The organism is Aerosakkonema sp. BLCC-F183 (assembly GCF_041929145.1).
In the GTDB taxonomy this organism is placed as follows: domain Bacteria; phylum Cyanobacteriota; class Cyanobacteriia; order Cyanobacteriales; family Aerosakkonemataceae; genus Aerosakkonema.
The window spans coordinates 89,284-115,759 of sequence record NZ_JBHFNU010000049.1 but is presented as its reverse complement, the minus strand read 5'-3'; the positions used below and the strand labels follow the sequence as shown (position 1 = coordinate 115,759).

The window sequence follows — 26,476 nt, the reverse complement described above, 5'->3', positions numbered from 1 at the left end:
CTAATCAAGAGTTATAATATCATATCCGATAACATCGAATCCTAAAAAAACGCTCTCTTATCTGCGTTTATCTGCGTTCATCTGTCTTCATCTGCGGTAAAAAATTCACCTTATATTCCCACAGACAATTTTTCGTATCAATCTTACACTCCCGATGCAACCCGACACGACATAACAGGACAAAAAAATGGTGAAGAGGAGTAATAAATTTTTGTCTAGAGTTCGACGCTGGTTGAAACAATGGCTAAAAAAACAGCATTATGCTCTCTTAATGCTGTTTATAGTTGCATTCTTTGCTACAGTGCTATTAACGCTCAATTCGCAGTATTTGGCAGCGGAAAACTCGCTCGATCAAAATTTAATTAATCCTCAAGAATTAATTGAACAAGGCAGGAATTTGTACGAAGCAGAACGTTTTTCGGAAGCAGCAACTTTATTGCAACGAGCAGTTGCTAATTTTGAAGCAACAGGAGATAAATTAAAGCAAGCGATGACCTTAAGCAATCTCTCCTTAACTTATCAGCAACTTGGAGAGTGGGAAAGGGCAGAACAAGCAAGCGCACAAAGTCTAAATTTATTACAAACTGAACAAAGTATAAACTCATCTAACGCGCGATCGCAAATTCTTGCTCAAGCATTAGATGTCAAAGGTCGCTTACAATTGGCACGAGGAAAAGCGGAAGCAGCTTTGACTATTTGGCGGCAATCAGCCGATATATATTCTCGCATAGGCGATCGAGTTGGGCTAACTCGCAGTCGCATTAATCAAGCCCAAGCTTTACAAACTTTAGGGCTTTATCGTCAGGCTCAGAATACTTTAACTGAAAGTACCCAATTGCTGCAAAATCAACCAGATTCCCTTCTCAAAGCTACAGCATTACGGAGTTTGGGTAATGTGCTGCGCGTCACGGGAAATTTAGAAGCATCTGGGCAGGTTTTGCAACAAAGTTTGGCAGTGGCGAAAGGATTGCAAATTCCTAATGCGATCGCAGATACTCTTCTAAGTCTGGGGAATACAGCCAATGCTAAAAGAGACACCCAAGGAGCGCTACAATTCTACCAACAAGCTGCCAATATCTCTACCTCGCAAACTATACAAGTTCAAGCACTTCTCCATCAACTGAATTTATTAGTAGAAAATAAGCAGCAAGCCGATGCTATTACCTTATGGCAAAGACTTCAATCTTTAATCGCTAATTTACCCCCCAGTCGCACATCTGTTTATGCTCGAATTAACTTAGCTCAGACTTTGATGAAGTTGGGAAGTACGGAAGAATTGGCAGATAATTATCGTGAAATTGCTCAACTTTTAGCTACTGCTTCTCAAGAAGCTAAAAGTCTGGGAGACAAACGAGCAGAAGCTTATGCGCTGGGTAATCTCGGTGGACTATATGAAAAGGTCGAACAATGGCAAGATGCCCAAAATTTAACTCAGCAAGCTTTAGTTTTAGCGCAAGAAGTTAATGCAGCGGATATTAGCTATCGATGGCAATGGCAATTAGGACGGTTACTTAAAAATCAAGGGAAAATTCAACAAGCGATCGCAAATTATGACCAAGCTGTTAAAACCCTCCAATCTTTGCGCTACGATTTGGTTGCGCTCGATCCTAATGTTCAGTTTAACTTTCGAGATGAAGTCGAGCCTGTCTATCGCGAAATGGTAGATTTATTATTACAACCAAATGGAACTGAAGAAATCAACCAGGAAAATCTAGTACAAGCTCGGAATATAATTGAATCATTGCAGTTAGCAGAACTAGAAAATTTCTTTCGAGCGGCGTGTTTAGATGCAAAGCCAGAACAAATCGATCGAGTAGTCGATCGCTCAGACCAAACAGCAGCCGCAATTTACCCAATTATCTTGCCAAATCGATTAGAAATTCTCCTCAAATTGCCAAATCAAGGAAAGATTCATCACTATGTAACTAAAAAGTCTCAAAGTGAAATAGAAATTGCTTTGGAAGAGATTCGGCAATATTTAAGAGAGCCAGATCGTACTGATGATGTGAATAGATTATCTCAACAGGTATATAGTTGGTTAATCGAACCTATGGAAGCAGAGTTAGAAAAATTCCAGATTCAAACTCTGGTATTTGTTCTAGATGGTTCCTTACGTAATATTCCAATGTCAGTTTTGTATGATGAAGGAACGAAAAAGTATTTGCTAGAAAAGTATGCGATCGCATTAGCTCCAAGTTTACAATTGCTGCAACCAAAATCGTTACAACGAAAAAAATTAAGTGCTTTAACAGCAGGATTGAGTGAAAAGCGTGTTGTAGAAGGTCAAGAATTTTCTCCGCTGGAAAACGTCAACCTTGAATTGCAGCGAATTCAATCCGAACTATCTTCCAGTGAGACATTATTAAATCAAAAATTTACCAAACTCAACTTAGAAAATCAGATTAATTCAACACCATATACTGTAGTTCACCTAGCAACTCACGGTAAGTTTAGTTCGCAAATTGAAGAAACTTATATCCTTACTTGGAATCAACTCCTGAAAGTAAAAGATTTGGATAATTTACTCCGAAATGCTGACTCTAAGCAGTCAAGTGATATTGAATTACTCGTGCTGAGTGCTTGCGAAACAGCCGCAGGTGACAAGCGAGCAGCTTTAGGACTAGCGGGGATAGCTGTACGGGCGGGCGCACGCAGTATACTAGCAACATTGTGGTCGGTAGACGATCGCTCTACTGCCGAATTGATGAGTGAATTTTACCATCAGTTAGGTAACACCAACGTAACTAAAGCCGAAGCACTCCGCCGCGCTCAAATAGCTCTTTGGAATCATCCCAATGAAGATTGGAAACGTCCTTATTTTTGGGCTTCTTATGTTTTAGTAGGAAATTGGCTTTGAGCGCGAGCTATTCTGCATAATTTATGGTAAAATAACATCACCTACAATCGGAGCTTGGCTAATTTTTTCTAATCCAACCTCTCTCAATTTCAATAGGTTAACCCAATCATCATTAAGCGTAGAATTCGAGGGCGAGGCGCTCCGAAGTTTGGCTAAACTAGCTACAGCATCATACCAAAGAGAATTAGAGGTATAAACAGTATACTCTTTTGGTGCTGCTGCCTTCAACTGCTTTTCAAGATCGGGAGTCAATTCAACTCGTTGCACCCAACCTTCTACAAAAATAGGGCTGGATGTTTTTTGAGCTTCACAATAAAGTTTGAAATACCAACGATACCACTTATTAATTTCTAAAGGTGCTTTTGTAGACGGAATGCTCAAACTAACAAATCCAGGCGTTCCAGGCAAGGTAAAAGAAGTTCGGTAAACATCTTTTCCACCTTCCTCTTGTAACACAAACTCTCCTGAAGGAGCTTCTTTGACCGAATAGGGAACGTGAAACCAAAAAGTGGGTCGTTCAGATACTGTTTTTCCCGAATTACTAATAGGTATTAAGGCTGTCAAAGGTGGATCTTTAATTAGGCAAGGGTTACGACTTCCCCCACCTGTGCGGCGACCCGGCCTCCCATCTCCAGAAAAATCGGGTTTTTCTTGCTGAGTTTGCTTTGTTTGAAGTATAGCAATACTATCAACCGATGTAAAAGATTGCGCCCATACTTGTGCAGGGACACTTGTAAAGCTAACAAGTGGCCAGGTAATAAAGCTGAAAATATTTATTGGTAAACGAGGTAATTTCATCAAAAGATTGTTAATATTCATTCAAATGCTTACTACAATCGCTTTGCTTGAAATTCCGCATAAAAAATTGCACCACTGCTGATAATTACCAAAACTAACGCTGATGGGACGAGAGGCACCCAACCGCCATCTAACAATAATATAAAGCAGAGTCCAGACAAAATAGCGATCGCAACAACTCCACCTACGATTAAATGTAGGCGCGATCGCACATACCAAACAAGCAATCCTCCTACTAAAGACCAGCTTGCTATCCAGAGATTTTCACCCCAAGTGGGCCACCACCACAACAAAGGCCGTTTGTCTAAAACAGCACTAAGAATCTGACTCAACATATTTGCATGAATTAGCACTCCTGGCATTTTTTCAGACCATTGTCCGGCACTATAGGGAGTGGAAAAATAATCTTTGAAACTCTCGGCTGTTGTGCCAATCAAAATGATGCGATCTTTAATTAGATTAGCAAGTTTAGGGTCATTTTTATTACTTAGAATCTCAGTCAGAGTTATTTGTTGAGCAACTGAATGAGAGGCGCGATAATTTAGTAAAATTTGATAGCCTAGTGCATCTACTTGGTGATAGCCACCACTATCATGCTTTAGCTTCTGAAAAACAACATCACCGATTTGCAACTCTCCTTGAGAGTTTCGTTTGGACTCGATACCCTTAGAAACCAGATAAAGTTGTGCAAGCCGAAAGCTGAAGGATGTATCTGTACCACAAAAAGATGTAGGATTTTTAGCCATTCCTAAGAGTTGGCGACGGATAACGCCATCAGAATCAACTGGAAAATCGCTAAAACTCAGACGATCTTCTGGTACTTCTGCTGGAGGTCGAATACCGGGATTTTTGTCAGATACTCCTACTTCGCATACGCTAATTAGACGCTTATTATGCTGTAATTGCGTTTTTAAATCTCTATAATTTGCCTCGACAGGGAAATCGCGATAGATATCCAATCCGATAACTTGCGGTTGATATAATTCTAATTTATTCAATAATTTGGCAAGCGCGTTATCTGATAGAGATGCACCTCGTCTGTGTTGTTGATTCTGGTTTTGAACATCTTTTTCTGTGACAGTAACCACCAATAAACGCGGGTCGAGTTGTTCGTGCGATCGCAACCTCATTAGTTGGTCAAATGCTTGTAATTCCCAAGCTTGAAATAGTCCGATCGATCGCATCCCTATAATTAAAAACGTAACGATTACACTGGTAATTAAAGGAATTTGGAATTGGCGGCGTTCGTTTCCTCGCAATTGTTGCCAAGTTGGTGGTGTGGCGGCTGGATGCTGAAAAATTACAGGTAACCAACTAGCACAAGGAAATTCTCTTTCTAATTCATCATGCAGGCGTTGTCTTGCTTCCCGTACTGCCAAATATAATGGCTGACCGGAAGCAAAAACTGTGAGAAAATGTTTTAAGAATTCCTGCGCTACGCGATCGGGTACTAACTCCCGCATCACGATCATTTGCGGAATTTGCAAATCGTCCAACTGTCGCGCTAATCCCAAACCATCACAAGAGTTAAAAATTGCCAGTTTTAACCCGCGTTCCACTGCTTTTCTCAAACCGTACCACAATTCGTCAATGGTAATACTGTCGGTTGGATTAATATAAATTCGTCCCGTTTCTCCCTCTGTTTCGCTATGTCCGGCAAAAAAGATAATGTCCCAAGATTGTTCCCAAAGTTCGTTGCTTATTTGTTTTTGCTGTGGTTCTACTAAAACAACGGGGTCTATATTAGGTAATTTTTTTAATAATTGATAGTCAGCTTCAATATCAATCCCATCTTTGTGTCCTAAAATTACTAAAACTCTGATGCGAGAATCAAAGCGTTTCTTTTGACGAAAGTTGGTAGCTTGAGATTCTAAAGGACTGAAAGCCACTTCCGCTAAAGGATATCGATCGAAAAAATCCCATAAATGCCAAGGCAGCTTTTGTAAGTGCAAATCATCCGTGCGAACCAAAAAGCGAATTGCGTCGTTAAGGTTCAATTCTTCCCGCAAGCGACTGTCGATTTCGCGAAACGAATCGGATTTGAGCCATTTATTAAGATGAGACTCCAATTGATGAGCCGATTCGCGACATTGTTTAATTCGCTGATTAATGGAGCCTTTATGGATAATTTTTTTGCTTTTAATGCGAGTTGGTGCGCCTAAGCTGCGATAGTTTTCCAGCCAATGGTATTGCAAGCTAGCAGCTAGCTCTGGATTAGCAGGCAAGTAGCCTTTAATTTTGATAGCTTGTTCTATGCGAGGCAAGTTTTCCATCCGCGCTGGTGAGTAATCGCTGTCCGATCCAATCTCCAGAGTGACGCGAAAACCTTGCCGATCGAAATCGCCATCTAATTCTAAAACAACTAACTTGCTCATAGTTATTTGCTACATTTTTTCACTGTACCTTTTGAGGTTATGTAGCGAAAATCCACTGCTTTACTCTTAGATGAGGAAAGTTTCAGTGATGCTAAAATCCCCTACTGCAACTTTAACACCAAAACTTTCTCCTGGTTCCCCGCTGAATTGAAACTCTAAACTCTCACTACCACCCGCTTCTGCTTGCATGACCGATCGGCCAGTTTCATCAAACAATATTAGCTGTAAATCGGACGGCAGTCTAGTATTAGTACCCAAAGGATAAACTTCGACGGAGATATCTATTTCTGACTCTTCACTTGCTATCAATCCTACCAATAAAGCGACTTGTTGGCCCGATTGTTCCAATCTTAAAAGCTTGGCTCGCTTAATATCGTTTGTCGATAATTGCCGAAAATTAAAAGCAACTTCTTTTGTTTGTGTAAGCTCGAACAATTCCTCTAAAGTTTGCCATCCAGCATCAAAGATATTTTGTAACCATTGGCTGAGATTAACTGGTTTGGATCGCAATTGTCTAAATTGACCGATATATTCTGGTAATTCTGCGATATCGCGCAATCGATCCAAAGGTATTTCTCTTGTCGTTACGCTTTCTACAAATCCCAGTATTTTAGCTTCTCGCAATGATTCATTAAACTGCACTGCCACATAACCTATTCGTTCTAACCATACTTCTTCTGGAATAGTGACAAATTCTGCACCAGGTAATACAGGTCTGCACTCTAATTTACCGCAATCTAACACAACTAAATCTGCCACATCAAGAAAGGTTTGGCTCGTGCGATCGCAACTATCGCTACCTTCCCAGTTTGTTTCAAATTCTCGGTATTCCAGGTAAACTTTTACAGCATAGACAGCTAATGTATTTAAATAAATTTGCTTAGCTTTAGTGGGATCGGAGAAAGACTGTTTAAACTGTTGTGCTTTGGCATGAGCGGCCAACCCTAGCGGTACGGTAAAGTTTAGAGGTTCCATAGTGTTGTACATGAGTTGATGTTTGCGCTAACGTAAAGTACCCTGTAAATTTGGGATGGCAGTAGACAGTAGATGCAGCGCTATATGCTAAGGTTAAGCAAATGCCTTCGCTGCTGTCATTCTTTAGTTTCAAGTTACTAAAAAAATTACGATCGCTCCTCAAACATTTCAGAGTATTTCAGAATTGCTTGCAAGTCTTCTTCAGTCACTTGCTCTTCATGTACTTCGATTTCTTCACATACATTTAAAGGCGTTGCCACCCGCAAAGGATCTCGCTGTACGGCAGCTAACCCTTGACGCACCGCCTCAGTAATTTTCGATCGTAACTCCTTATTTGCCCGTTGCTGTTGCCGCTGCCACCCCTCCACACTGGTAGCATATAGCGCTGGCAGGCGATTCAGTGCGTAGGCGGCAACTTGTGCTGGGTTGATGTATTTGAGTAACTTTGGCGGTAGGTTTTGCAGTTGTCGCTCGACTTCTTCGGCCACTAAGGGTTCCAGCACATTACAGTAGCGGCTACATCGCTCGCTTATCAAAGTGTTCATAGTTACCTTCTGTTCAACTTCTACTGATTACTCCGATCGAAAGGAGCAGTTTTATGTAGAACTTCAATAAATTTACAAATCTTTACATTTTGCCGGAAAGCACTGCTTAGGGACGATCGCAGCGAACTCTACAGGCGAGGGTAAACAGATGCGATCGCTAAGGTGACGTATACTCCCTAAATTTGGCGCGAAATTTGCTGCAACTCTTCTGAAAGAAACCGCTTAGGGTTGGTACTTTAATATCCAAATCCGCAGAAATTTCTTCCCAGCTTTGACCGTTGAATCTAGCGAGAGCGATCGCGCGAAAATTAGCATCAGGCCGATTTCTAATATGCTCTTTTTCAAAAATATTATCAGGGTCAGAAACAATATACTCGCGAGTTTGTTCCAATAGAGAATCCGATTCAGGTTGAGGTAAGTTCTCCAGTTGGTCGAGAGAAGCTAAATCCTCCATCATCGGCTCGCTAAATTCTCGACGACATTCGATAATCAACCTATCTAAACGGAAATTCACCCAGTTCATAAACTTTTGTTTTTGACCTCGTTCTGCATCGTACAAATCGATATTTTTGCAGACATAAGTTAGCGTTCTGACGACAGCTTCTTCGTAGATCAGATCGTAAAATTCAGGAACAAATTTTTCGCGATGCGGATGGCCAAGCCTACCTGAAAGCTGAATTGCTTCCACCAGTTCTCCTAACAAATGTCGCCGCAATTTAGTTTGAGGAGGCTGCTGTTGGATTTCTAAAGCTAGTTGTTTGAGATGTTCGTCATTTAAAACCGTTCTGATAGCTAGTAGGCGAATTTCTGTCATCCAACTTTTGACAGATATTTGAGTTGGATTATAACTGTCGATTTGTTCGCTTAACTTAGATAGAAGTTGTGTTTTGACTTGCGCGTAAATTTGCTGTTGCGCTTGAGACAGGGAATTGCCAACCAAAGGACGGCAGATAGTGCGCGATCGCAAAATCTCCTCAACTAGCTCAATTAAAGTAAGCTGTCGCTCTTGAGTTTCTAGCTCTTGCTGTCTTGCTTTGAAAAAAAGTTGTTCTAGTCGGTCGCTCATCATATTTAAAATTTTAGCAATAAATGCAATCTATAGAGCTATTTGCCTTCGTTCATTAGTACTACTCCCTAGCGATCGCGGACTTTTATGTATTTTGTTACATAAATTAATTTTTGCAAATTCGCATAAAACTGCAACTTTTTGCATGAGTAATAGGCAACAGGCGGAGAAGGAAAAACTTCACCCACCTACCATCCTTTAGATAGATAAGCGTAAATTTTTTTGTTGACGTTAAACCCATGAAAACAACTCGAACTACTACCAAAAACAACGCTAAATTCATCGGACGCGCTTGCATTAGGGTCAGTAAGGCGTTTGCAATCGGCGCTTCCATTCTTACTTTCGCAGCGGTATCACCGTTTAAAACTCAAGCAGCTACTCTCGCCAGCAGTACGTTCGATAACGGTATAGATGGCTGGGTAATAGATGATTTCATATCAGGAAATTCAGTTATCTATACCCCGACGTACTTCAGCACAGAAGGAAATCCAGGCGGCTATATTCAAGATACCGATCGAAGCACAGGGGGTTGGGTTTTTAAAGCACCAACTAAGTTTCTGGGTGATATGTCCGCTGCGTATAACGGGATTCTTAGCTTCGACAGTATAATGCCACTAAAAGGCATTGAAAGTAATAGCGATGACGTTGCTATTACTGGCGGGGGTTACACGCTACTTTTTAATAACCCCAACAACCCTGGGGTAAACTGGACTTCTTACAGTATTTCTCTCAACGAAGCAGCTGGATGGAAGGTTGCAGCAACTGGTTTAGCACCAACTCAAGCTCAAATGCTAGCGGTACTCTCGTCTTTGAACGATCTAAGAATTCTTGGTGAATACTCCAACGGCCCAGAAACAGTTGGTTTAGACAATGTTGTCATCAGCAGTGGGCCAAAATCCGTTCCCGAACCGACTTCAACGCTTGGCTTGCTGGCGTTAGGTGCTGTGGGTGCAAGTTCGATGCTGTGGCGTAAAAAAGCATCGGCTAGTTAAAAATGTGGCGTTGCATATTAACAGTTCGATAAAACAATTATATGTTTTATGTTTTGCAACGCTCGCATCAACATTGTTGTCGATGTACCATCTATTTATTATGGTGAAAATTCGCGAGATCGTTCAAAAAGCTTTGATTTGGAATTATCTAACTATAGAAGCAGAAAATAAACTGCGGCAATTGTTGCAAAGTAAATATGAAGAGGAAGATTTAGATGCTTTCATAGAATTGCAACTAGCAGTAATGAATGGCCGCGTGCGGCAGGAATCGAGAGAATTGATGCGCTCTGGTTGTTAAACGGATTAGTTGATAGACAACCATTGTCAGATCGCTTTTATTTCAAAGGCAACCTATCTCCACTCCTCAGTACAAAAGCCAAAGAAAAACTAAGTTCATAGCACATTTTATGGCAATACCTTACTCGCTCGTGATGACAGTTTATAACCGGGAGCGTTATCTCAGCACGGCTATTGAAAGCGTGCTGCGACAAACCAAAAGTGACTTCGAGCTATTGATTTGGGATGACGGTTCTACAGACCGCTCGGTGGAAATTGCCTGCAACTACGCTCAGCGCGATAAGCGTGTACGGGTGGTAGCAGCAGAGCATCAAGGACAAACCCGATCGCTCAAAGCAGCTATTGCACAAACCACAGGCGACTACATCGGCTGGGTGGATAGCGACGACGCGATCGCACCGACAGCACTTGAGGAGACTGGCGCTGTACTCGACGCAGATCCAGAAGTCGGTCTTGTCTATACCGATTACATGGTGATGGACGAGTATGGCAAAGTCAGGGGTTATGGACAGCGCTGTCGCATTCCTTACTCCAAGGAACGGCAGTTGATCGATTTTACGATTTTTCACTTTCGACTGATGCGCCGCTCTGTCTACGACCTTGTAGGGGGTATCGAGGAGACATTTGAACGCGCTCAGGATTACGACTTGTGCCTGCGGATTTCGGAAGTTACGCAGATACAGCAGGTAAAAAAACCGCTTTACTTTTATCGCCACTACCCAGAAAACGTATCTCACCAGCAACGAATGCAGCAAATTTTGTGTTCTGGGGAAGCAGTTAAGCGAGCGATCGAACGCCGTGGACTTAGCGATCGCTTTGAATTAGACGTGCAAATTGTCAGCCGATTTTCTTTGCGACCGAAGCAATCAGCGTGAGCGATCGCAATCTCAAATTAATCACATTTAGTGTAGGAAAACCTTTGTTATATGTCTGGATTTACTGAAATTAATGATGCAGGACAACTTCTTTCCTCAGCCCAAGCTACTGATTCTCAACCACCAGAAACAGCACTAGAAAGTATATCTGGAACCCTAAAACCAGTAAGAATCGGCGACCAGTATTTTTTTGATGTTGACCTGTACAAGATTTACCTGACTGGTGACAAAACATTTTCTGCCACTGTCACAGGTGCTGGAGGATACGGCTATGGTGGGATAGAACTGTTTGACGAAAATGGTTTAGGGGTTTATGCCAACACCATAATTAACGATCAAAATTCTCTTCCGGCTGGTCATCAACTTACACCGCTAGAGCCAGGGATCTATTACTTAGGAATTTCGAGTTCTTCTCATTATTCTGCACTCAGTTCTGGAGGGTACATTTTTGACTACGTAGAGGGGTTGGAAGGTCTAGCGGGGCCGCTCGGTCCTGGTGGTGGAGCGCCACTGAGCGATTGGGATGTTCCATTTGGAGATGTAAGCGATTGGAATGGCTACGAACCAATTGCAGATCCATACAATATTGTCTTAACTGGAGCCGAATTTGTTGAGGCTACTAAAGGTGTAGATTTAGATCCCTTATGGGCTGAAATAGTCGATGGTGAATTCATTTTCGATCCGCAAACAAACCGTTACGAAGCGTCAGGCACAATCTTACTCGGACTTAAAGGCGAACCGTTCCAGCCACTCATAACAGTTACCGGATCGGTGTGGTACGATGACCAAACTATTCACGTCGATGGCATCGTTTCATCCAATATTGGGGACGTGACAGTACCGCTATTTAATGGCGTTTTTGAGATCGATCGCGGCGAAGCAATTACATCGTTACTTAACGAAGCTACCCAAACTTTACCAGAACAATTCAAAGTTGCCGGACTAGATATCAGCTTCGATAGTTTAGCTTTCGTCAACAATCAAATCGAACTGCAAGGCTCGGTTCAATTACCTGAGAAGTTGGGCGGTTTTGAAGTAGCGGTAACTGGCGACAATAAACTCATCATTAATAATGATGGCGTCAGCGTAACTGGCGGTAAATTGTCCTTGCCTGGAGAACGTAAATTTACAGCCTTAGATCTGCTGGAAGTAGAGACAGTAGACGCAAGTTTAGAGTTTGACTTCGAGCAAAATCAAGCAAAACTCCAAGGTCTTTTTAAAGTACCTACCTTCAACGATTTTCAACTCGACTTAACGGGTAATAAGTACATCGCAGTTAAGGATAGCGACAATGGACTTGAGTTTGCGATGGCGGCAGATTTCTCTATTGCAGAGATCCCTATTTATGAAGACTGGAAACTAGAAAATGTCAACGTAAAAGCCAATAAGCCATTTAACGGTGCGGGTAGTGTATCCGGCAATGCCCAACTGAAGACTGTTAATGATGCGATCGGTGTAGGCTTGGAATTTCAAGATGGCAAACTTGCTTCTATAGAAGCTACTACCGATGAAGGCACTGATTTCACCTTTTTAGGCACAGAAGTAGATGTGCGTAAGCTTGGCTTCCAGCCAGATCTCAATCCAGGTAATGCCGATTCTTGGGAACCACAATTCGAGCTTCAGGGCAAACTCACTCTACCAGAAAGTTTGGGCAGCGTTGCGCTAGAAGTGAACGATCCCAACAAGTTTTTGCTTAACGAAAGCGGCTTCGATCTAACTGGTGGCAAGATTACTTTCCCAGACGTTAATTTTAACCTTTTGGGTTTGATTGATGTTGAAGCCAAAAACTTAGCTGTAGAATATATCTCCCAACCGCAGGATCTATTTAGGATTCAAGGTGAGGTTTCTGTACCAACACTTTACAACATCAATGCTAATTTCGCAGGTGATAACTACATTCAAATTAGCGAAACTGGTGTAGATGTCGTGGGTTCGCTTTCTGCGGAAAACATTGCGATCGTACCTGGACTATGGGAATTAGAACAAATTGGATTAACCATTGACACCACTCAAAATTCAGTCGAAGGTACAGCCACTTTGCAAATCCCAACTGGCATTGATGTTAGTGCAGGTATTGGATTCCAGAATGGTGAGTTTAACTATCTCGAACTCGGAGCGCAAGACCTCAACAAACCAATTGGTGCGACTGGCGCATTTTTACAAGACATCGCGGGTCAAGTTAAAAACGTTGCTGAAGCTGCACAAGATTCGATCGTTTTTGGGGGATCGTTAGGTATTACAGCGGGTCCTGAAATCAATTTAAATTTACCTGATTGGGCTGGAGGTAATTTCAACGGCTCGCTCGTTGAACTCAACGTGAATGGTAATTTAGATGCCAACAGCTTAAGAGCAGATGGCGAAGTTAAAATCATTGGTGGTCTAATTGAAGGCACAGGCAGCGCCGAAGTTAACTGGACGGAAGGTTTCCTTACAGCGGATGCCAACTTCAGCGCCCTTGGCGGACTGATAACTACGCAAGCCAGCTTCAAAACAAACAAGGACTTCGATCTCACAATGTCGGGCAATGCCAGCCTTACCCTTCCCGATATAGAACCATTTTCCATATTAGGATTCGCAGGTAAAAAACTTGCTGAGGGCAACGCTCTGATTAAATACCGCCATGACGGTTTGTCTTCCAACAACTTTGTTGCTGCTTGGGGTACGCTCGATCTCCTCGGACCTTGGAACTACGTAGGTGGCATAAAGGTCAATTTTGACGGTAACGTGGAAACACTCAATTCTGAGGAAATCCCATCTCTTGAGGGTCAGTTAAAATCAAATGTGGCGAATGCCCTAGTAGGGGTCGATGAGGCGAACAGTTCGGCGTCAGATGTTTTCTTCGTCGAACCAGGCTCGGAATGGGTATTGCTGGGAGTTAAATGGAGCAATCCCGCCAATGGTGAAGTGCCGATCGAGATCCAAGCTCCTGATGGTACTATTTTCACTGAAGCCGATATGGTCAACAATGACTATATCCGCATTGTGGAAGAGTTGAGCAGCCCCACAAACAAAACGATCGCTCTCCTCAAACCGGAAGCTGGCAATTGGTCGATCGCTCTACCCGACACAACTAATTTAGGTGATGTACAATTTGCTGCTCTCAAAAATACCTTGGCTCCCACGGTTGAATTAACTTCTGTGAACCAAGATGTTAGCGATTCAAACGTAATCGTTAACTACAATGCTTTTGATGCTGATTCTGATGCTCAAATTAGCTTATTTTACGATACCGATCGCGACGGAAAAGACGGTATTTTAATCACTGAAGCGCTGACCGAAACTGACGGTTCTGGTAATTTCGTTTGGAATACCGAGAAAGTAGCTACTGGAGACTACTATATCTATGCGATGGTAACAGATGAAAACAGCGTTCCTGACTTTAATTATTCTCTCGATCGCGTTAGTATCATTGAAGCTGGAGCGCCAAAACAAGTCGATAATCTGCAAGCCAATCCGATCGCCGATAACCAACTTCAGCTAACATGGTCTGCGGTAGAGAATGCCAGCTACTATTTAGTCAGCTATACTGCTGATGCGGCTGGAGAATTTTACACCGATACAGTACCTACTAATGGTGCGGTTACTGAAGCTATCCTATCCAACCTCATCCCTGGTGAAACTTATCGCTTCAAGGTAGAAGCTGTGGATAGTGAAGGACGGCGCAGTGCAGCTAGCATTCCAGCTTTAGGTGCGATCGCATCTGATTCTACTATTGAACCAGCACCGGGCGAGTGGAACGTTATTGCACATCCGGGAATGGTTTATACACAAGCCGTTTCCGCTAATCCCGGCGATAGTTTGACCCTCATCTCGGCACCTGAAGGTGCGTCTCTAAACGATTCAGGCGTTTTCTCTTGGCAGGTATCCCCAGAAGCCAGCGGTTGGCATGAAGTGGTTATCCACGCAAAGAATAGCGAAGGAGAAGTTGATGTCATTCGTCGCAATCTCTTCACGGACGATTATGTTCAACTCGCTTTTAGTAATACCCAGTTTAGCGTCAAAGAAGACGGTACACCCGTTGCAGCAGTAACCGTCACGCGCACGGGTAGAAGTAAGGGCGAAGTTGGGGCAACTTTGACTCTGACTAATGGTACGGCAAGTGCGGCAGACTACAACAATGCTCCCATTGCTGTTAATTTTGCCGAGGGTCAGATGAGCCAAACTGTCAAAATTCCCATTATCGATGACACTTTGGCTGAAAGCGCTGAAACTGTGAAATTGGCTTTAGAAAATCCCACTGGTGGCGCTACCATCAAAACAGAAAATCCTGCCGTTTTGACAATTATTGACAACGATCCTGTCAACTTAATTGGCACGCGCTTCGACGATGAACTGGTTGGTACTGACTTCAACGATACTATTGACGGTAATAGCGGTAACGACTACATCGACGGATTGAACGGAAACGATCTTCTCTTTGGTGGCCCAGGCTATAATGACCTGATATTTGGCAGTAATGGCAACGATACGATATCAGATCGTGATGGAGTATATAAGGCCGAAGGAGGAGAGGGCAACGACAAAATCGATATTACTTTTGCATCCACTTGGAACAACAATTCTACTACCTTTGATGTGCCGAGTTCTGTTGGTAAAATTAGCGGCGGTAATGGAGATGACGATATTACCATAACGATGAACCACAAAAAGTTCTACATCAATATCAAGGAAGATGCCGATCCGCTTAATGGTAATGATGTGATGAAGTTGCAAGGTATCTATGGCAACTCTGTGGTTGATTTGGGTAGCGGGAATGACAGTTTCAATGGTGGCATTGGGGCTGATAATATTTCAGGTGGTAATGGTAACGATATTATCGCAGGCGGCGATGGTAACGATCGCCTCAGCGGTGATGCAGGAGGCGACACTTTAACTGGCGGTTTTGGTAGCGATCGCTTTGTATTGGGCTACAATGTAGCAACAGGAAGTTTATCGTCAACTGAAGTTGCTAGCAAAAAACATTCCCCTATTTCTCCCACATCTGTTTCATCTTTAACAGGTTTCGCTCAAATCGGAACAGATATCATCACCGACTTTACTGATGGCCAAGATTTGATTGAATTAACTGGTGGCTTGTCGTATAAACAATTGAAGATTGTCAGTATCGCATCTTCTCCAGATGTTAAGCCTGATAGTACTTTGATTATGTTGGCGAGTACTAAAGAATCGCTTGCTATTCTGACGGGAGTGAATGCTAGCAAAATCACATCTGCTGATTTTGTATCGAATCTAAGCGTTGTTGAACAATATTTAGCACTCTAGTGAACTGAACGTTTAGATGGAGCGATCGCTCTACTCCATCTAAACCACATTCCGTACCCAGAACACCCCTTTAGGTCGATCGTGCTTAATTCTTACGATTCCTCATTGAGATTACGTAAAAGCTGGAGAGTTGATGCGTTTTCCGCCTAAGAAGCGACTCCAAGTACCTTCTGAAATACCATCGGCTAAATAGCCTTTTTCTTCCCAGTTTATTCCTAAAACTTGACTGGCTGACTCCAGCCATTTGTGGTTGCTTACAGCCCACCCTAATTCATTTCTTTTTTGTTTGATTTTGGCCAGTCCGCCTTGAGAAGCTTTAAGAGTAGTCATAAGCTACATAAGGGCTATGCGTTTGTCAAGATCAATTTTACAACGATCGCAAACCGATTCTAAACTGAGCTGGTGAAATCCTGACAAATCAGGGATTTTGGATATATGAGGCTTTCAGCAACAGGGTTGCCTTATTGCAAAAGCAGCCAAATGAGCGATCGCCCTATCAGTCTTACCATAGCTCAACCGTGGTACTTGTACTGATTATTACCCTTCATCCCAAAGTCATACCGAAGTCATAAAGCAGCATATTTTGCACTCAACTTAAACGAACCAAAAATTTACTTTTTTGACAGTATGTCTTTGGATTCCCAGTCAGCTATATTTTTGTATTTCTGTCTTAAATTTAGCTCACGAACCAAGCCAATGGGCAGCTTATAAATTGTTAATGAGTCAGGGAGGTTATGTTTTCCCTTTAGAAAAAATCTGTGTTGTTTGCGAGAATTTAGCGTCCAGAGTTGAACCATGTTTGCGATCGCATACTCAAAACTCATACGTAACGCATACAATAAACAAACATTAAATTTACAATTTTTTACAATTGTAAAAAATTGTAAATTTTCGACCCAATTTAGAGTTTGATACAGCAGACTAAGAGCATTGTTGAGATAGCGCTCGGCACTGGCTAATTAAGAAAACCCAGGGGATAAACCATTTAGCAGTGCATTTATAGCAAACCAACGCTTAACACTTTGTCACCAAAAAGGAATAAGTAAACTTATGGAATTACCTGAAAGCAGCAGGATGTTTTCTGATGATAACCCATTGGCAATTAATCAAAATTCATACTTGATTAATATGCAAGGTGATTTTCAACCATTGAATCAAATCGCAGGAATCAAAAATATTGCGTTTATCGATCCAACAGTTGGAGATTACCAAAACCTGGTTGCTGGAATAGTTCCCAACACTGAAATTGTACTCCTCGACCCCACGCGAGATGGAGTACAACAAATTACCCAAATCTTAGCAAATCGCACAGAAATTAGTAGCGCCCACATCATTTCTCACGGCGACGAAGCTTGCAATTGGGAACGGCGCACCTGGATTTAGACAATCTGAATCAATATCGCACCTCTTTGGAAGAGTGGAAAAATGCGCTGACACCGGATGCAGATATTCTCCTATATGGTTGCAATGTTGCAGCAGGAGAAAAAGGAAATTCCTTCATCCAAAATCTCAGTCAGATAACCGATGCAGATATCGCCGCCTCCGATAATTTAACCGGAAGTAAAGCATTAGGCGGTGACTGGAATTTAGAAGCGAAAACCGGAACAATTGAAGCACCCTTAGCGTTTCAATCCGAAACAATGGCGGGTTACAATTCTATTCTCCTCGGTTTCGCACCAACCACCAACTATCCAGCAGTAATTAGTCTTCGTTCCGTCGTAACAGCCGACTTAAACGGAGATAACAAACTCGATTTAGTTGCAGCCAGCACTTTCAACACTCTCTGCGTTTTGTTAGGAACAGGTACGGGTACTTTCGGTACAACGAATTACTTAACTGTAGACCCAGAAACCTTTACGGTTGCTGTCGCAGACTTCAACGGAGACGGCAAATCTGACATCGCCTCAGCTAGCCAACAAACTAACAAAATTTCCATCATGTTAGGAGATGGTACGGGTACTTTTGGTGCTATCACCAACTTTAACACTGGCAACAGCCCATCCTCTCTAGCTGTAGGTGATTTTAATGCAGATGGTAAAGCTGATTTAGTCACCACAAACAACAGTTCTAACGACGTTTCCATTTTGCTAGGTAAAGGCGATGGAACCTTTAATGCTGCTACCAGCTTTGGTACGGATACAACACCTTTTTCTGTAGTTGTAGCTGATTTAAATCAAGATGGTAAATCTGATTTAGCCACAGCCAACTATGGTTCCACCAGCATTTCTATTTTGTTAGGGAAAGGCGATGGTAGTTTTAATCCTGCGACTAACTTGAACTTGGGGACAACTCCTAGAGGAATTACTGTCGGTGACTTCAACTCAGACAACAAGCTAGATTTAGCTACTGCGAATTTGAATGATAACAACGTTTCCGTTCTATTAGGAGATGGCGCGGGTAGTTTTGGCAGTCCTTCCTTTTTTGGCGTCGCGACACAGCCACTTTACATAGCTAATGGTGATTTGGACGGAGATGGAAAACTCGATTTAGTGACAGCAAATAATCAATCTGGCAATGTTTCTGTGATATTGGGAGATGGAAAAGGTAGCTTTGGTGCTGCTTCCAACTATAGCGTCGGTTCAAGTCCCCAAGGAGTTACTGTTGGCAATTTTAATCAAGATGGTTTGTTGGATATAGCAGCAGCGAATTTTAGTTCCAGAGATGTTTCGGTGCTGCTGAATAGTACAACTTTGGTGAATTTTGGTGCTGCTACTTATTCAGGTACAGAAGGAAGCAGCGATACGATAGTTAATATTCCCGTTACTCTCAGCGCTACTCCTACGGCTGATGTGACAGTACCGATCGCAATTAATGCTACCAGCACTGCCACAGAAGGCGCAAGTAACGATTACAATCTTTCTACTACTTCTGTTGTTTTCGCCGCAGGTGCTACTGGTGCTGCTTTAACTCAAAATATTGCCGTAACTATCAAACCTGACAATATTCCTGAAGCCGATGAAACTGTAGTTCTCGATTTGGGAAATATTACTGGTGCTGCTGCGGGTACGACCAAACAAACCACGCTGACTATTGCGGCGAATGATGGAATTAATTACGCCGTTAGTGCTGGTGTTGTTAGTATTCCCGAAGGTAATAGCGGTAGCAATCCTCTGACTTTCACTGTTAGTCGTGCTGGCGGGATTGATGCGGCGAGTACGGTAGATTTTGCCATTGCTGGTACTGCTACTAATAACAGCGATTACAACAATATTGGCGGAACTTCTGGGGCAACTGGCACAACTGGCACGATTAACTTTGCCGCAGGTGAAACGCAGAAAACTATCGCGATGAATGTTGTTGGTGATACGGCATTTGAACCCGATGAAACAGTCATTGTCAGTTTATCGAATCCGGTAGCACCTGGGCAGACTCCGACAATTTCCAATAGTAGTGCTACGACTACGATTATTAATGACGATATTGCGCCTCAACCAGGTACTTTGCAATTCAGTGCAGCTAATTTCAGCGTACCAGAAGGGAATAGCGGCGGTTTGGTAAATGCTACGGCAGTTACCGTTAATCGTACAGGTGGTAGCAGTGGCGCGGTAAGCGTGCAGGCGCGAGTTAATCCCAGTAATGCGGGTACTGCTGATGCCAGTGATTACAACAGTAATGTCTTTCCGATTACTGTTAATTTTGCCGATGGAGATACTGCTGCTAAGACGGTGATTATTCCCATCAATGGCGATACTACCGTTGAACCGGATGAAACGGTGAATTTGGAGTTAATTTCTGGGAGTGTTACAGGTGGGGCGACAATTGGTAGTCAGAATACGGCGACTTTGACAATTAGTAATGATGATATAGCCCCACTGGGGAATTTGAGAATTGAGAACAATGAGCCTTTTACTGACATCAATGCCGGACTGACTGGTGTTGCCGGCAGTTCCGTCGCCTGGGGAGATTACGACAATGATGGCAAATTAGATATTCTACTCACAGGCTGGACTGGTTCAGGCCGCATCAGCAAAGTGTACCGCAACACGGGCAGTGGCTTTACCGACATCAATGCCGGACTGACTGGTGTTGAAACCGGTTCTGCTGCCTGGGGAGATTACGACAATGATGGCAAATTAGATATCCTACTTACGGGCTACACTGGTTCAGGTTCCATCAGCAAAGTGTACCGCAACACGGGCAGTGGCTTTACCGATATCAATGCCGGACTGACTGGTGTTAGCGGCAGTTCCGCCTGGGGAGATTACGACAATGATGGCAAATTGGATATCCTACTCACGGGCCAGACTGATTCAGGCGGTCGCATCAGCAAAGTGTACCGCAACACAGGCAGTGGCTTTACCGACATCAATGCCGGACTGACTGGTGTTTTCGCCAGTTCGGTTGCCTGGGGAGATTACGACAATGATGGCAAATTGGATATTCTACTTACGGGCGGGAGTGGTTCAAGTCCCATCAGCAAAGTGTACCGCAACACAGGCAGTGGCTTTACCGACATCAATGCTGGGTTGACTGGTGTTTACGACAGTTCCGTCGCCTGGGGAGATTACGACAATGATGGCAAATTGGATATCCTACTCACGGGCAATGGTTCAGGTTTCATCAGCAAAGTGTACCGCAACACGGGGAATGGCTTTACCGACATCAATGCCGGACTGACTGGTGTTGTCGGCAGTTCCGCTGCTTGGGGAGATTACGACAATGATGGCAAATTAGATATCCTACTCACAGGCCAGATTGACACTGGTTTACGTTTCATCAGCAAAGTATACCGCAACACGGGCAGTGGCTTTACCGATATCAATGCCGGACTGACTGGTGTTGCTGGGGGTTCCGCTGCCTGGGGAGATTACGACAATGATGGCAAATTGGATATCCTACTTACGGGCAGCACTGGTTCAGATTACATCAGCAAAGTGTACCGCAACAACGTCCTGACTGCCAACACTCCACCCACTACACCCACAGGGCTATCAGCTACAACTTCTGGCACAGCAGTCACCTTAAACTGGAATCCAGCGACTGATGCTCAAACTCCCACTACTGGTTTAGGCTATAACCTGCGAGTCGGCACTACTCCAGGTGGTAACGATGTTTTTGCCCCGATGTCTCTCAACACGGGTTATCGGCAAGTACCGCAACTGGGCAATACCAACATGAAAACCAGTTGGCAGCTAAACAATTTAACTCCGGGACAAACTTATTACTGGAGTGTGCAAGGGATTGATAGTGCTTGGGCGGGTTCACCTTTTGCCACAGAAGGAAGTTTTACTGCCGTCAACGCAACGCCATCCACGGTTAGCATCACTACTAACAGTTACCCAAATGCCAATGCTGCCGAAGTAGTTAACGCTGCCGAAGTAGTTAGCGGACAAACTCCTAACTCAGGACAATTTACCATTTCTCGTACAGGTAACACTGCTAACTCGCTGACAGTTAACTATACAATTGGCGGAACTGCCAGCAACGGTCAAGATTACAATTCTCTCGCCAGTAGCATTACCATCCCAGCAGGTGCTAGCAGCGCTAACTTGCCTATTAATGTTATCGACGATAACCAGGCAGAAGGCAACGAAATAGTGTCGCTTACCTTAATTGGCAATAGTGCTTATAATCTCGGTAATAGTAATAGTGCCACTGTTACTATTGCTGACAATGAACCCGCAATTAACATTCCTACAATTGGTGGCACTCAAACTATTAATGCGACATTGAGTCCCACCGACCCCAATAACCCCACCCGTTCTGGTAGCTATAAGGATGATTATCGTTTGGTTGGGGTGACTCCCGGACAGACGATTCAAATCAACCTTAATGCTTATGCTTCTTCATTTGATACTTACCTGCAAGTGATAAATGCAGATACGGGTCGGGAAATTACTTCTGATGATGACAGTGGCGGAGGTCGCAACTCCCAACTCTCTCTCACCGTACAACCTGGTATCAATTATCTAGTGCGAGTTACCAGTTTCTATAGCGGCGATACAGGTAACTACACTTTAATTACCTCAAATCCACCCAGCGTCGTCACTATCAGTGCTACAGATGCCAATGCTGCGGAAGTAGTTAACGGACAAACACCTAATCCCGGACAATTTACCATTTCTCGTACTGGTAGTACCACTAATTCCCTGACAGTTAACTACACCACTGGAGGAACTGCTACCAAAGGCACTGATTACAACAATCTTCCCGGCAATATCGTCATTCCAGTAGGTCAAAGTAGTGTCAACTTACCTATTAACGTTATCGATGATACTTTGCGAGAAGGTAATGAAACCGCAATTCTTACCTTAGCTGCTAATAGCGCTTACACAATAGGTAACGCTAACAGTGGCACAGTTACCATTGCGGATAACGAACCGTTCAACAATCCACCGCAAGAGATAATTCATCTGCATGATTCGTTCCGTTATCCTACGAATGGAGCAGTAACTATCTCTAATGTATACACTGACCCTGATGGCGATCGCTTAACTTACACAGCAACTAAGAGCAACGGGGAACCTTTACCCAATTGGTTGCAATTTTCCTTTAACTCCAACAACAATAGCATCACCTTCACTCAGGTTTCTACTCCTCCAAGCAATTGGCAATCCTTCGATGTGAAGTTAACTGCTACAGACTCTTGGGGTGCCAGTAGAAACCAAGACTTTTTGATGTACAAAGACGGTAGCGGCTGGGCGATAGATGGTTACATTGCTGGTTCTACCATCTTCTTTGATGCCAACAAAAATGGTGTAATCGATGACAATGAACCATCGACAACTACTGATAATTCAGGTGCTTATCACCTAGATATTTCTCCTGATTTCGATACTAATAATAACGGTCAATTCGACCCAGAAGAAGGTAAGTTTGTGGCTTACGGCGGTACTGATACTGCTACTGGATTGCCTTTGGAAACTCCTCTCAGCGCCCCATCTTATGCCAGTGTGGTAACTTTATTAACCAGTCTGGTAGCAGAATCGATCGATCGCGGGATGAACCCCGATGAAGCAGAATCCCAAGTAAAAGCAGCGCTCTCTCTGCCATCTGATGTCAATCTTACCAGTTTAGATCCGATCGCTGCTATTAATGATAACGAACCTGGTGGCGTGGAAGTCTTGGCAGCAATGGTGAAGGTGCAAAACTTTATCACTCAAACTAAGGGTTTAATCGATGGTGCTTTGGGATTACCCCAAAATACTGTCACTGCTAAGAATGAGATTGTACAGGGTATTGTGGGTGCGATCGTCAATCAAATTGAATCTGGTGTTATCCTAGATTTCAGCAATCCCGAACAATTGGCGGTAATTATTGAAGAGTCTGTCAGTAAAGCACAAAAATTTTCCCCCGCTTTTAACCCGGCTGTAAACGCTGAATTTATTGCATCTGCCGCTAACGTAATGGCACAGGTAAATCAACGCATCGATAAGATTGCTGCCAATACCGCGCCTGAGTCAATTCACCAACAAATTGCCCGCGTGCAAAAGTTAGCGCTGGGTGAGATAACTTTAGATTTCAAAGCATCTGCATCTGGGGCTAAATCAATAAATGAGGTAATCGCTGAAAATACTGGTGCAGCTTTGGATACCCAAATTCAAACAGCTACAATTCCGGGTGTGACTGCTGTTCCAATTATTAACCGCTTACCTAAGTTTGACTCTACTCTCCTGTTTGATAGCGACTTTTATCTCCAACAATATAAAGATGTTGCAGATGCGATCGCCAATAAATTATTCCCCGATGCTTTAGCACATTTCAGGCAATTTGGTTGGGCTGAAGGCCGCAATCCCAGTGCCATGTTTGCGACTGACTATCTAAATAAAAATAGCGATGTAGCTGCGGCTGTTGGCCAAGGCTTTTTCCACAGCGGTTTTGAACATTTTGTCAAGTATGGAATGGCTGAAAATCGCGAAGGAACTTCTGAGTATACCAGGTTGCAAACTTTCTATCTATCCCAAAATTCTGATGTGGCAGAGGCAGTACGCCGTGGCAGTTTAGGGAGTGGAATCGAACACCTAGTTCGATTTGGTATGTCTGAAGGTCGCAACCCATTTACTCTGTTTAATGTTATCTCAGAAACCTTCGATCCCACTTTCTATTTAGCCAAAAATCAGGATGTTGCTGAAGCGGTTAGTCGAGGAGTTTTCCGCAATGCTTTTGAACACTTTGTTTGGTTTGGTTTATCGGAAAGCCGCGACCCCAGTATCTTGTTTGATAATACTTCTTATCTGGCTCAAAATTCAGATGTAGCGGTGGCTGTCAGGTCAGGTATTTTCCACAGCGGTTTGGAACATTTTCTCAAACGCGGTATGGCTGAGGGTCGGGCTGTAACGAGCGCATTGTCCTAATATTAAGGTGAATTAGGCCGATTTTTCAGTTTTTAACTTAAGCAATTAGGACTTATACAGTCGCTTCGCCTGGATAAGTCCTAATTACTCTTTTACCTGAAGTGCTTCGCACATTTGAGAATTGATTGACTCCTTCAACCGCATCATTTCTTCGCCATTTCAATAGAAGTACGGTTCTTCCGTACTTAGTGTGCAAAATTAGAACTTGCTCATACTCAAATTGCTCCAGTCCCAAGGGATAGTAATTTCAGCCGGAGAGATATCGAATCTGTTAGTACACTAAGACTACGATAAACTTGCCTTGTCCTTTGACTAAACTAATTTCATCTATTCCTAACTTCCGGAAATTTTGGTTCTCCCGTACTTAGTGTGCTAAATTGTAAGGAAAATGCCAGTACCTCATTACAGCGGTTTCCGCTGTATCTCAATTCGTTAGTCAGTCCTTTTATCCATAAATTAGACCCATGTAATTTCGAGGTATCAAAAGCACAGCCCGATTGACTGAGCAGTCCCATAGAAATGGGTTTTCTGACTATAACTTGCACGATCAACTGGGGGTTTCGCTCGATCCGTTCTTGAATCTGGTTGATTTTCATATGTCGCAACCGACCTTTAAGCCCCATCCCCACGCGGGATTTTCTGCAGTCACTTATATGTTTGAAGATTCAGAAGGGGCTTTTATCAATCGCGACAGTTTGGGCGATCGCTCTCGCATTGCACCGGGGGACTTGCATTGGACTCAGGCGGGGTCTGGTATGCTCCATGAAGAAGTCCCAGAAAGGGCTGGGGTAGACTGTCATGGTTTGCAGATGTTTGTCAATTCTCTTACCAAAAAGTGAAGCGATCGCGTTCTCTTTTTTACTAAAAACTAATCTCCTCCTTGTTCTACAATTTGTTTAGTGATATTTTTTTACCCTGTAGGATAAAACTTTTAGTAATTCTGGAATGGCTGTAATCTCGTTAGACTTGGCATTGACTTTTTTTTTAGCCTAATACCAATCGATTTCTGGTAGCCCAAGCGTTTATCATGTGGATTGCCGCAGTATTACTGGCAGTATCGTAAGAATGACGTAATGTTTTGCCGTCAATAGCTATCACTTCCCCTTGGGTTAGTTTACTAATAGATTGAATCCAATTCAAGAAGCACTCTTGAAATTTATCTGGATTTAAAAAGACTTTCAGCTATAAATCGATTCAGTTCGTCTTGATTAAATGCAATTAGACGAACTGTTTCTTCAAATTTATTTTAAACAAAGCTGAGGGGTATCTGAGCAGTTTCGGCATCCACTAGCGTAGACAAGTAAGAACTCCGCTGCTTCAAAAACGTCAGTAATTGTTGCGGATAATCTTTACTGACTGCTTGTTGAATGGAAGGACGAACGTGCAAAGCTTGTCGCCAAGCTCGAACATTGGGTGTGTTTGCAAACACCTCGAAATCGGCGAGCGCGTCAAACACATCAAAGTAACGGAAGATTGGTCCATAGACGGCATCAACTAATGAAAATTCATCACCTGCAAAATAGCGACTCCCTTGCCAGTGATGGTCGATCCACGCAAATTTATCTATCAGTTCGAGACGCTTTTGCTCGAAACTTTCCGCTGTTGCAGCATTATAAAATCCCGCGATCGCATTCAGAATGCTGGAACCAAATTCAATCCAAGCGCGATGTTTCGCTTTATTCAGCGGATCGGTTGGATGGAGCGAACCGGGCGTAATTTCATCCAAATACTCGCAAATAACGGCGGATTCAAACAAAACCTCATCACCGACTTTCAACAAAGGAACTTTGCCTAGTGGAGAAATTTGACAAAACCAATCTGGTTTATTTGATAGATCGATGTAAGTGCGTTGGTGAGGAATATCTTTCTCTAATAACGTAATTACTGCTCGTTGAACATAAGGACACAGATGATGACTAACAAGTTCTAACTCTGGAATAGACACTATTTAACTCCTTGAGTGTTGTTCGATGTGTAAATCCTCAGAAAGTAGAGTCCCTTTCAGTTGCAGGGTAGTAACAGCGACAATAATCAGAACGTCACCTACAATTTGCAGTAGTGTTAAGGTTTGACCGAACCATAGCCACGCCAGAATTGCCGCCACTATCGAGAAATCTGGCAACTTAGTTACTTCTGAGAT

General features: G+C 43.1%; 16 protein-coding genes and 2 pseudogenes. 8 read left to right on the top strand and 10 right to left on the bottom strand.

Going from position 1 to position 26,476, the window contains the following annotated elements; genetic code table 11:
• Positions 1 to 211: 211 nt before the first annotated feature.
• The gene (locus ACE1CD_RS14775; protein WP_374825073.1) at positions 212 to 2,857 is read left to right on the top strand and encodes a CHAT domain-containing protein; all 2,646 of its coding nucleotides are present in this window, start codon (positions 212 to 214) and stop codon (positions 2,855 to 2,857) included.
• A 21-nt stretch (positions 2,858 to 2,878) separates the two neighbouring features.
• On the opposite strand, the gene ACE1CD_RS14770 is transcribed toward ACE1CD_RS14775, so the two are convergent.
• The 5 genes from ACE1CD_RS14770 to ACE1CD_RS14750 form a co-directional block, all read right to left on the bottom strand.
• Positions 2,879 to 3,676, bottom strand: a complete 798-nt coding sequence (locus ACE1CD_RS14770; protein WP_374795506.1) for a DUF928 domain-containing protein — start codon at positions 3,674 to 3,676, stop codon at positions 2,879 to 2,881.
• A gap of 11 nt (positions 3,677 to 3,687) precedes the next feature.
• A complete protein-coding gene (locus ACE1CD_RS14765; protein WP_374825071.1) occupies positions 3,688 to 6,030 on the bottom strand; it encodes a CHASE2 domain-containing protein in 2,343 nt (780 codons plus the stop codon).
• Between the two features lie 66 nt (positions 6,031 to 6,096).
• Positions 6,097 to 7,005, bottom strand: coding sequence for a DUF1822 family protein (locus ACE1CD_RS14760; protein ID WP_374825069.1), 909 nt, complete (start codon positions 7,003 to 7,005; stop codon positions 6,097 to 6,099).
• 146 nt (positions 7,006 to 7,151) lie between these two features.
• The gene (locus ACE1CD_RS14755; RefSeq protein ID WP_374825067.1) at positions 7,152 to 7,550 is read right to left on the bottom strand and encodes a late competence development ComFB family protein; all 399 of its coding nucleotides are present in this window, start codon (positions 7,548 to 7,550) and stop codon (positions 7,152 to 7,154) included.
• Between the two features lie 157 nt (positions 7,551 to 7,707).
• Positions 7,708 to 8,619 carry a hypothetical protein gene (locus ACE1CD_RS14750; RefSeq protein ID WP_374825065.1) on the bottom strand — a complete coding sequence of 304 codons (912 nt, stop codon included), beginning with the start codon at positions 8,617 to 8,619 and terminating at the stop codon, positions 7,708 to 7,710.
• Positions 8,620 to 8,855: 236 nt separating this feature from the next.
• On the opposite strand from ACE1CD_RS14750, the gene ACE1CD_RS14745 reads away from it, so the two are divergent.
• The 4 genes from ACE1CD_RS14745 to ACE1CD_RS14730 all read left to right on the top strand — a co-directional run bounded on the left by ACE1CD_RS14745 (position 8,856) and on the right by ACE1CD_RS14730 (position 16,042).
• Positions 8,856 to 9,608 (top strand): laminin B domain-containing protein, encoded by a 753-nt coding sequence (locus tag ACE1CD_RS14745; RefSeq protein WP_374795501.1) that lies wholly within the window; start codon positions 8,856 to 8,858, stop codon positions 9,606 to 9,608.
• A gap of 100 nt (positions 9,609 to 9,708) precedes the next feature.
• Entirely contained in the window at positions 9,709 to 9,906 is a 198-nt protein-coding gene (locus tag ACE1CD_RS14740; protein ID WP_374795500.1) for a hypothetical protein, read from the top strand.
• Positions 9,907 to 10,015: 109 nt separating this feature from the next.
• Positions 10,016 to 10,780 carry a glycosyltransferase gene (locus ACE1CD_RS14735; RefSeq protein WP_374825063.1) on the top strand — a complete coding sequence of 255 codons (765 nt, stop codon included), beginning with the start codon at positions 10,016 to 10,018 and terminating at the stop codon, positions 10,778 to 10,780.
• A gap of 51 nt (positions 10,781 to 10,831) precedes the next feature.
• Positions 10,832 to 16,042: a Calx-beta domain-containing protein gene (locus ACE1CD_RS14730; protein ID WP_374825061.1), complete on the top strand. Its 5,211-nt coding sequence runs from the start codon at positions 10,832 to 10,834 to the stop codon at positions 16,040 to 16,042.
• 111 nt (positions 16,043 to 16,153) lie between these two features.
• On the opposite strand, the gene ACE1CD_RS14725 is transcribed toward ACE1CD_RS14730, so the two are convergent.
• On the bottom strand, positions 16,154 to 16,372 hold the full coding sequence (locus ACE1CD_RS14725) for a hypothetical protein (RefSeq protein WP_374795497.1): 219 nt from the start codon (positions 16,370 to 16,372) through the stop codon (positions 16,154 to 16,156).
• A gap of 720 nt (positions 16,373 to 17,092) precedes the next feature.
• Here ACE1CD_RS14725 and ACE1CD_RS14720 point away from each other — a divergent pair.
• Positions 17,093 to 17,646, top strand: a pseudogene (locus ACE1CD_RS14720) (DUF4347 domain-containing protein); the annotation flags it as partial.
• A gap of 36 nt (positions 17,647 to 17,682) precedes the next feature.
• Entirely contained in the window at positions 17,683 to 24,336 is a 6,654-nt protein-coding gene (locus ACE1CD_RS14715) for an FG-GAP-like repeat-containing protein (RefSeq protein WP_374825193.1), read from the top strand.
• Positions 24,337 to 24,659: 323 nt separating this feature from the next.
• Here the strand turns inward: ACE1CD_RS14715 and ACE1CD_RS14710 are convergent, their stop codons facing one another.
• Entirely contained in the window at positions 24,660 to 24,932 is a 273-nt protein-coding gene (locus ACE1CD_RS14710) for a hypothetical protein (RefSeq protein WP_374795592.1), read from the bottom strand.
• Between ACE1CD_RS14710 and ACE1CD_RS14705 the strand changes: the two genes are divergently transcribed.
• Complete coding sequence (locus ACE1CD_RS14705; protein WP_374795495.1) at positions 24,834 to 25,175, top strand: pirin family protein; 342 nt, start codon at positions 24,834 to 24,836, stop codon at positions 25,173 to 25,175. The genes ACE1CD_RS14710 and ACE1CD_RS14705 overlap by 99 nt on opposite strands.
• A gap of 84 nt (positions 25,176 to 25,259) precedes the next feature.
• On the opposite strand, the pseudogene ACE1CD_RS14700 reads toward ACE1CD_RS14705, so the two are convergent.
• The 3 genes and pseudogenes from ACE1CD_RS14700 to ACE1CD_RS14690 all read right to left on the bottom strand — a co-directional run.
• Positions 25,260 to 25,506 (bottom strand): annotated as a pseudogene (locus ACE1CD_RS14700) (ISAs1 family transposase); the annotation flags it as partial.
• 76 nt (positions 25,507 to 25,582) lie between these two features.
• Positions 25,583 to 26,281 carry a glutathione S-transferase family protein gene (locus ACE1CD_RS14695; RefSeq protein ID WP_374795494.1) on the bottom strand — a complete coding sequence of 233 codons (699 nt, stop codon included), beginning with the start codon at positions 26,279 to 26,281 and terminating at the stop codon, positions 25,583 to 25,585.
• 3 nt (positions 26,282 to 26,284) lie between these two features.
• Complete coding sequence (locus ACE1CD_RS14690; RefSeq protein ID WP_374825059.1) at positions 26,285 to 26,458, bottom strand: hypothetical protein; 174 nt, start codon at positions 26,456 to 26,458, stop codon at positions 26,285 to 26,287.
• Positions 26,459 to 26,476 lie beyond the last annotated feature (18 nt).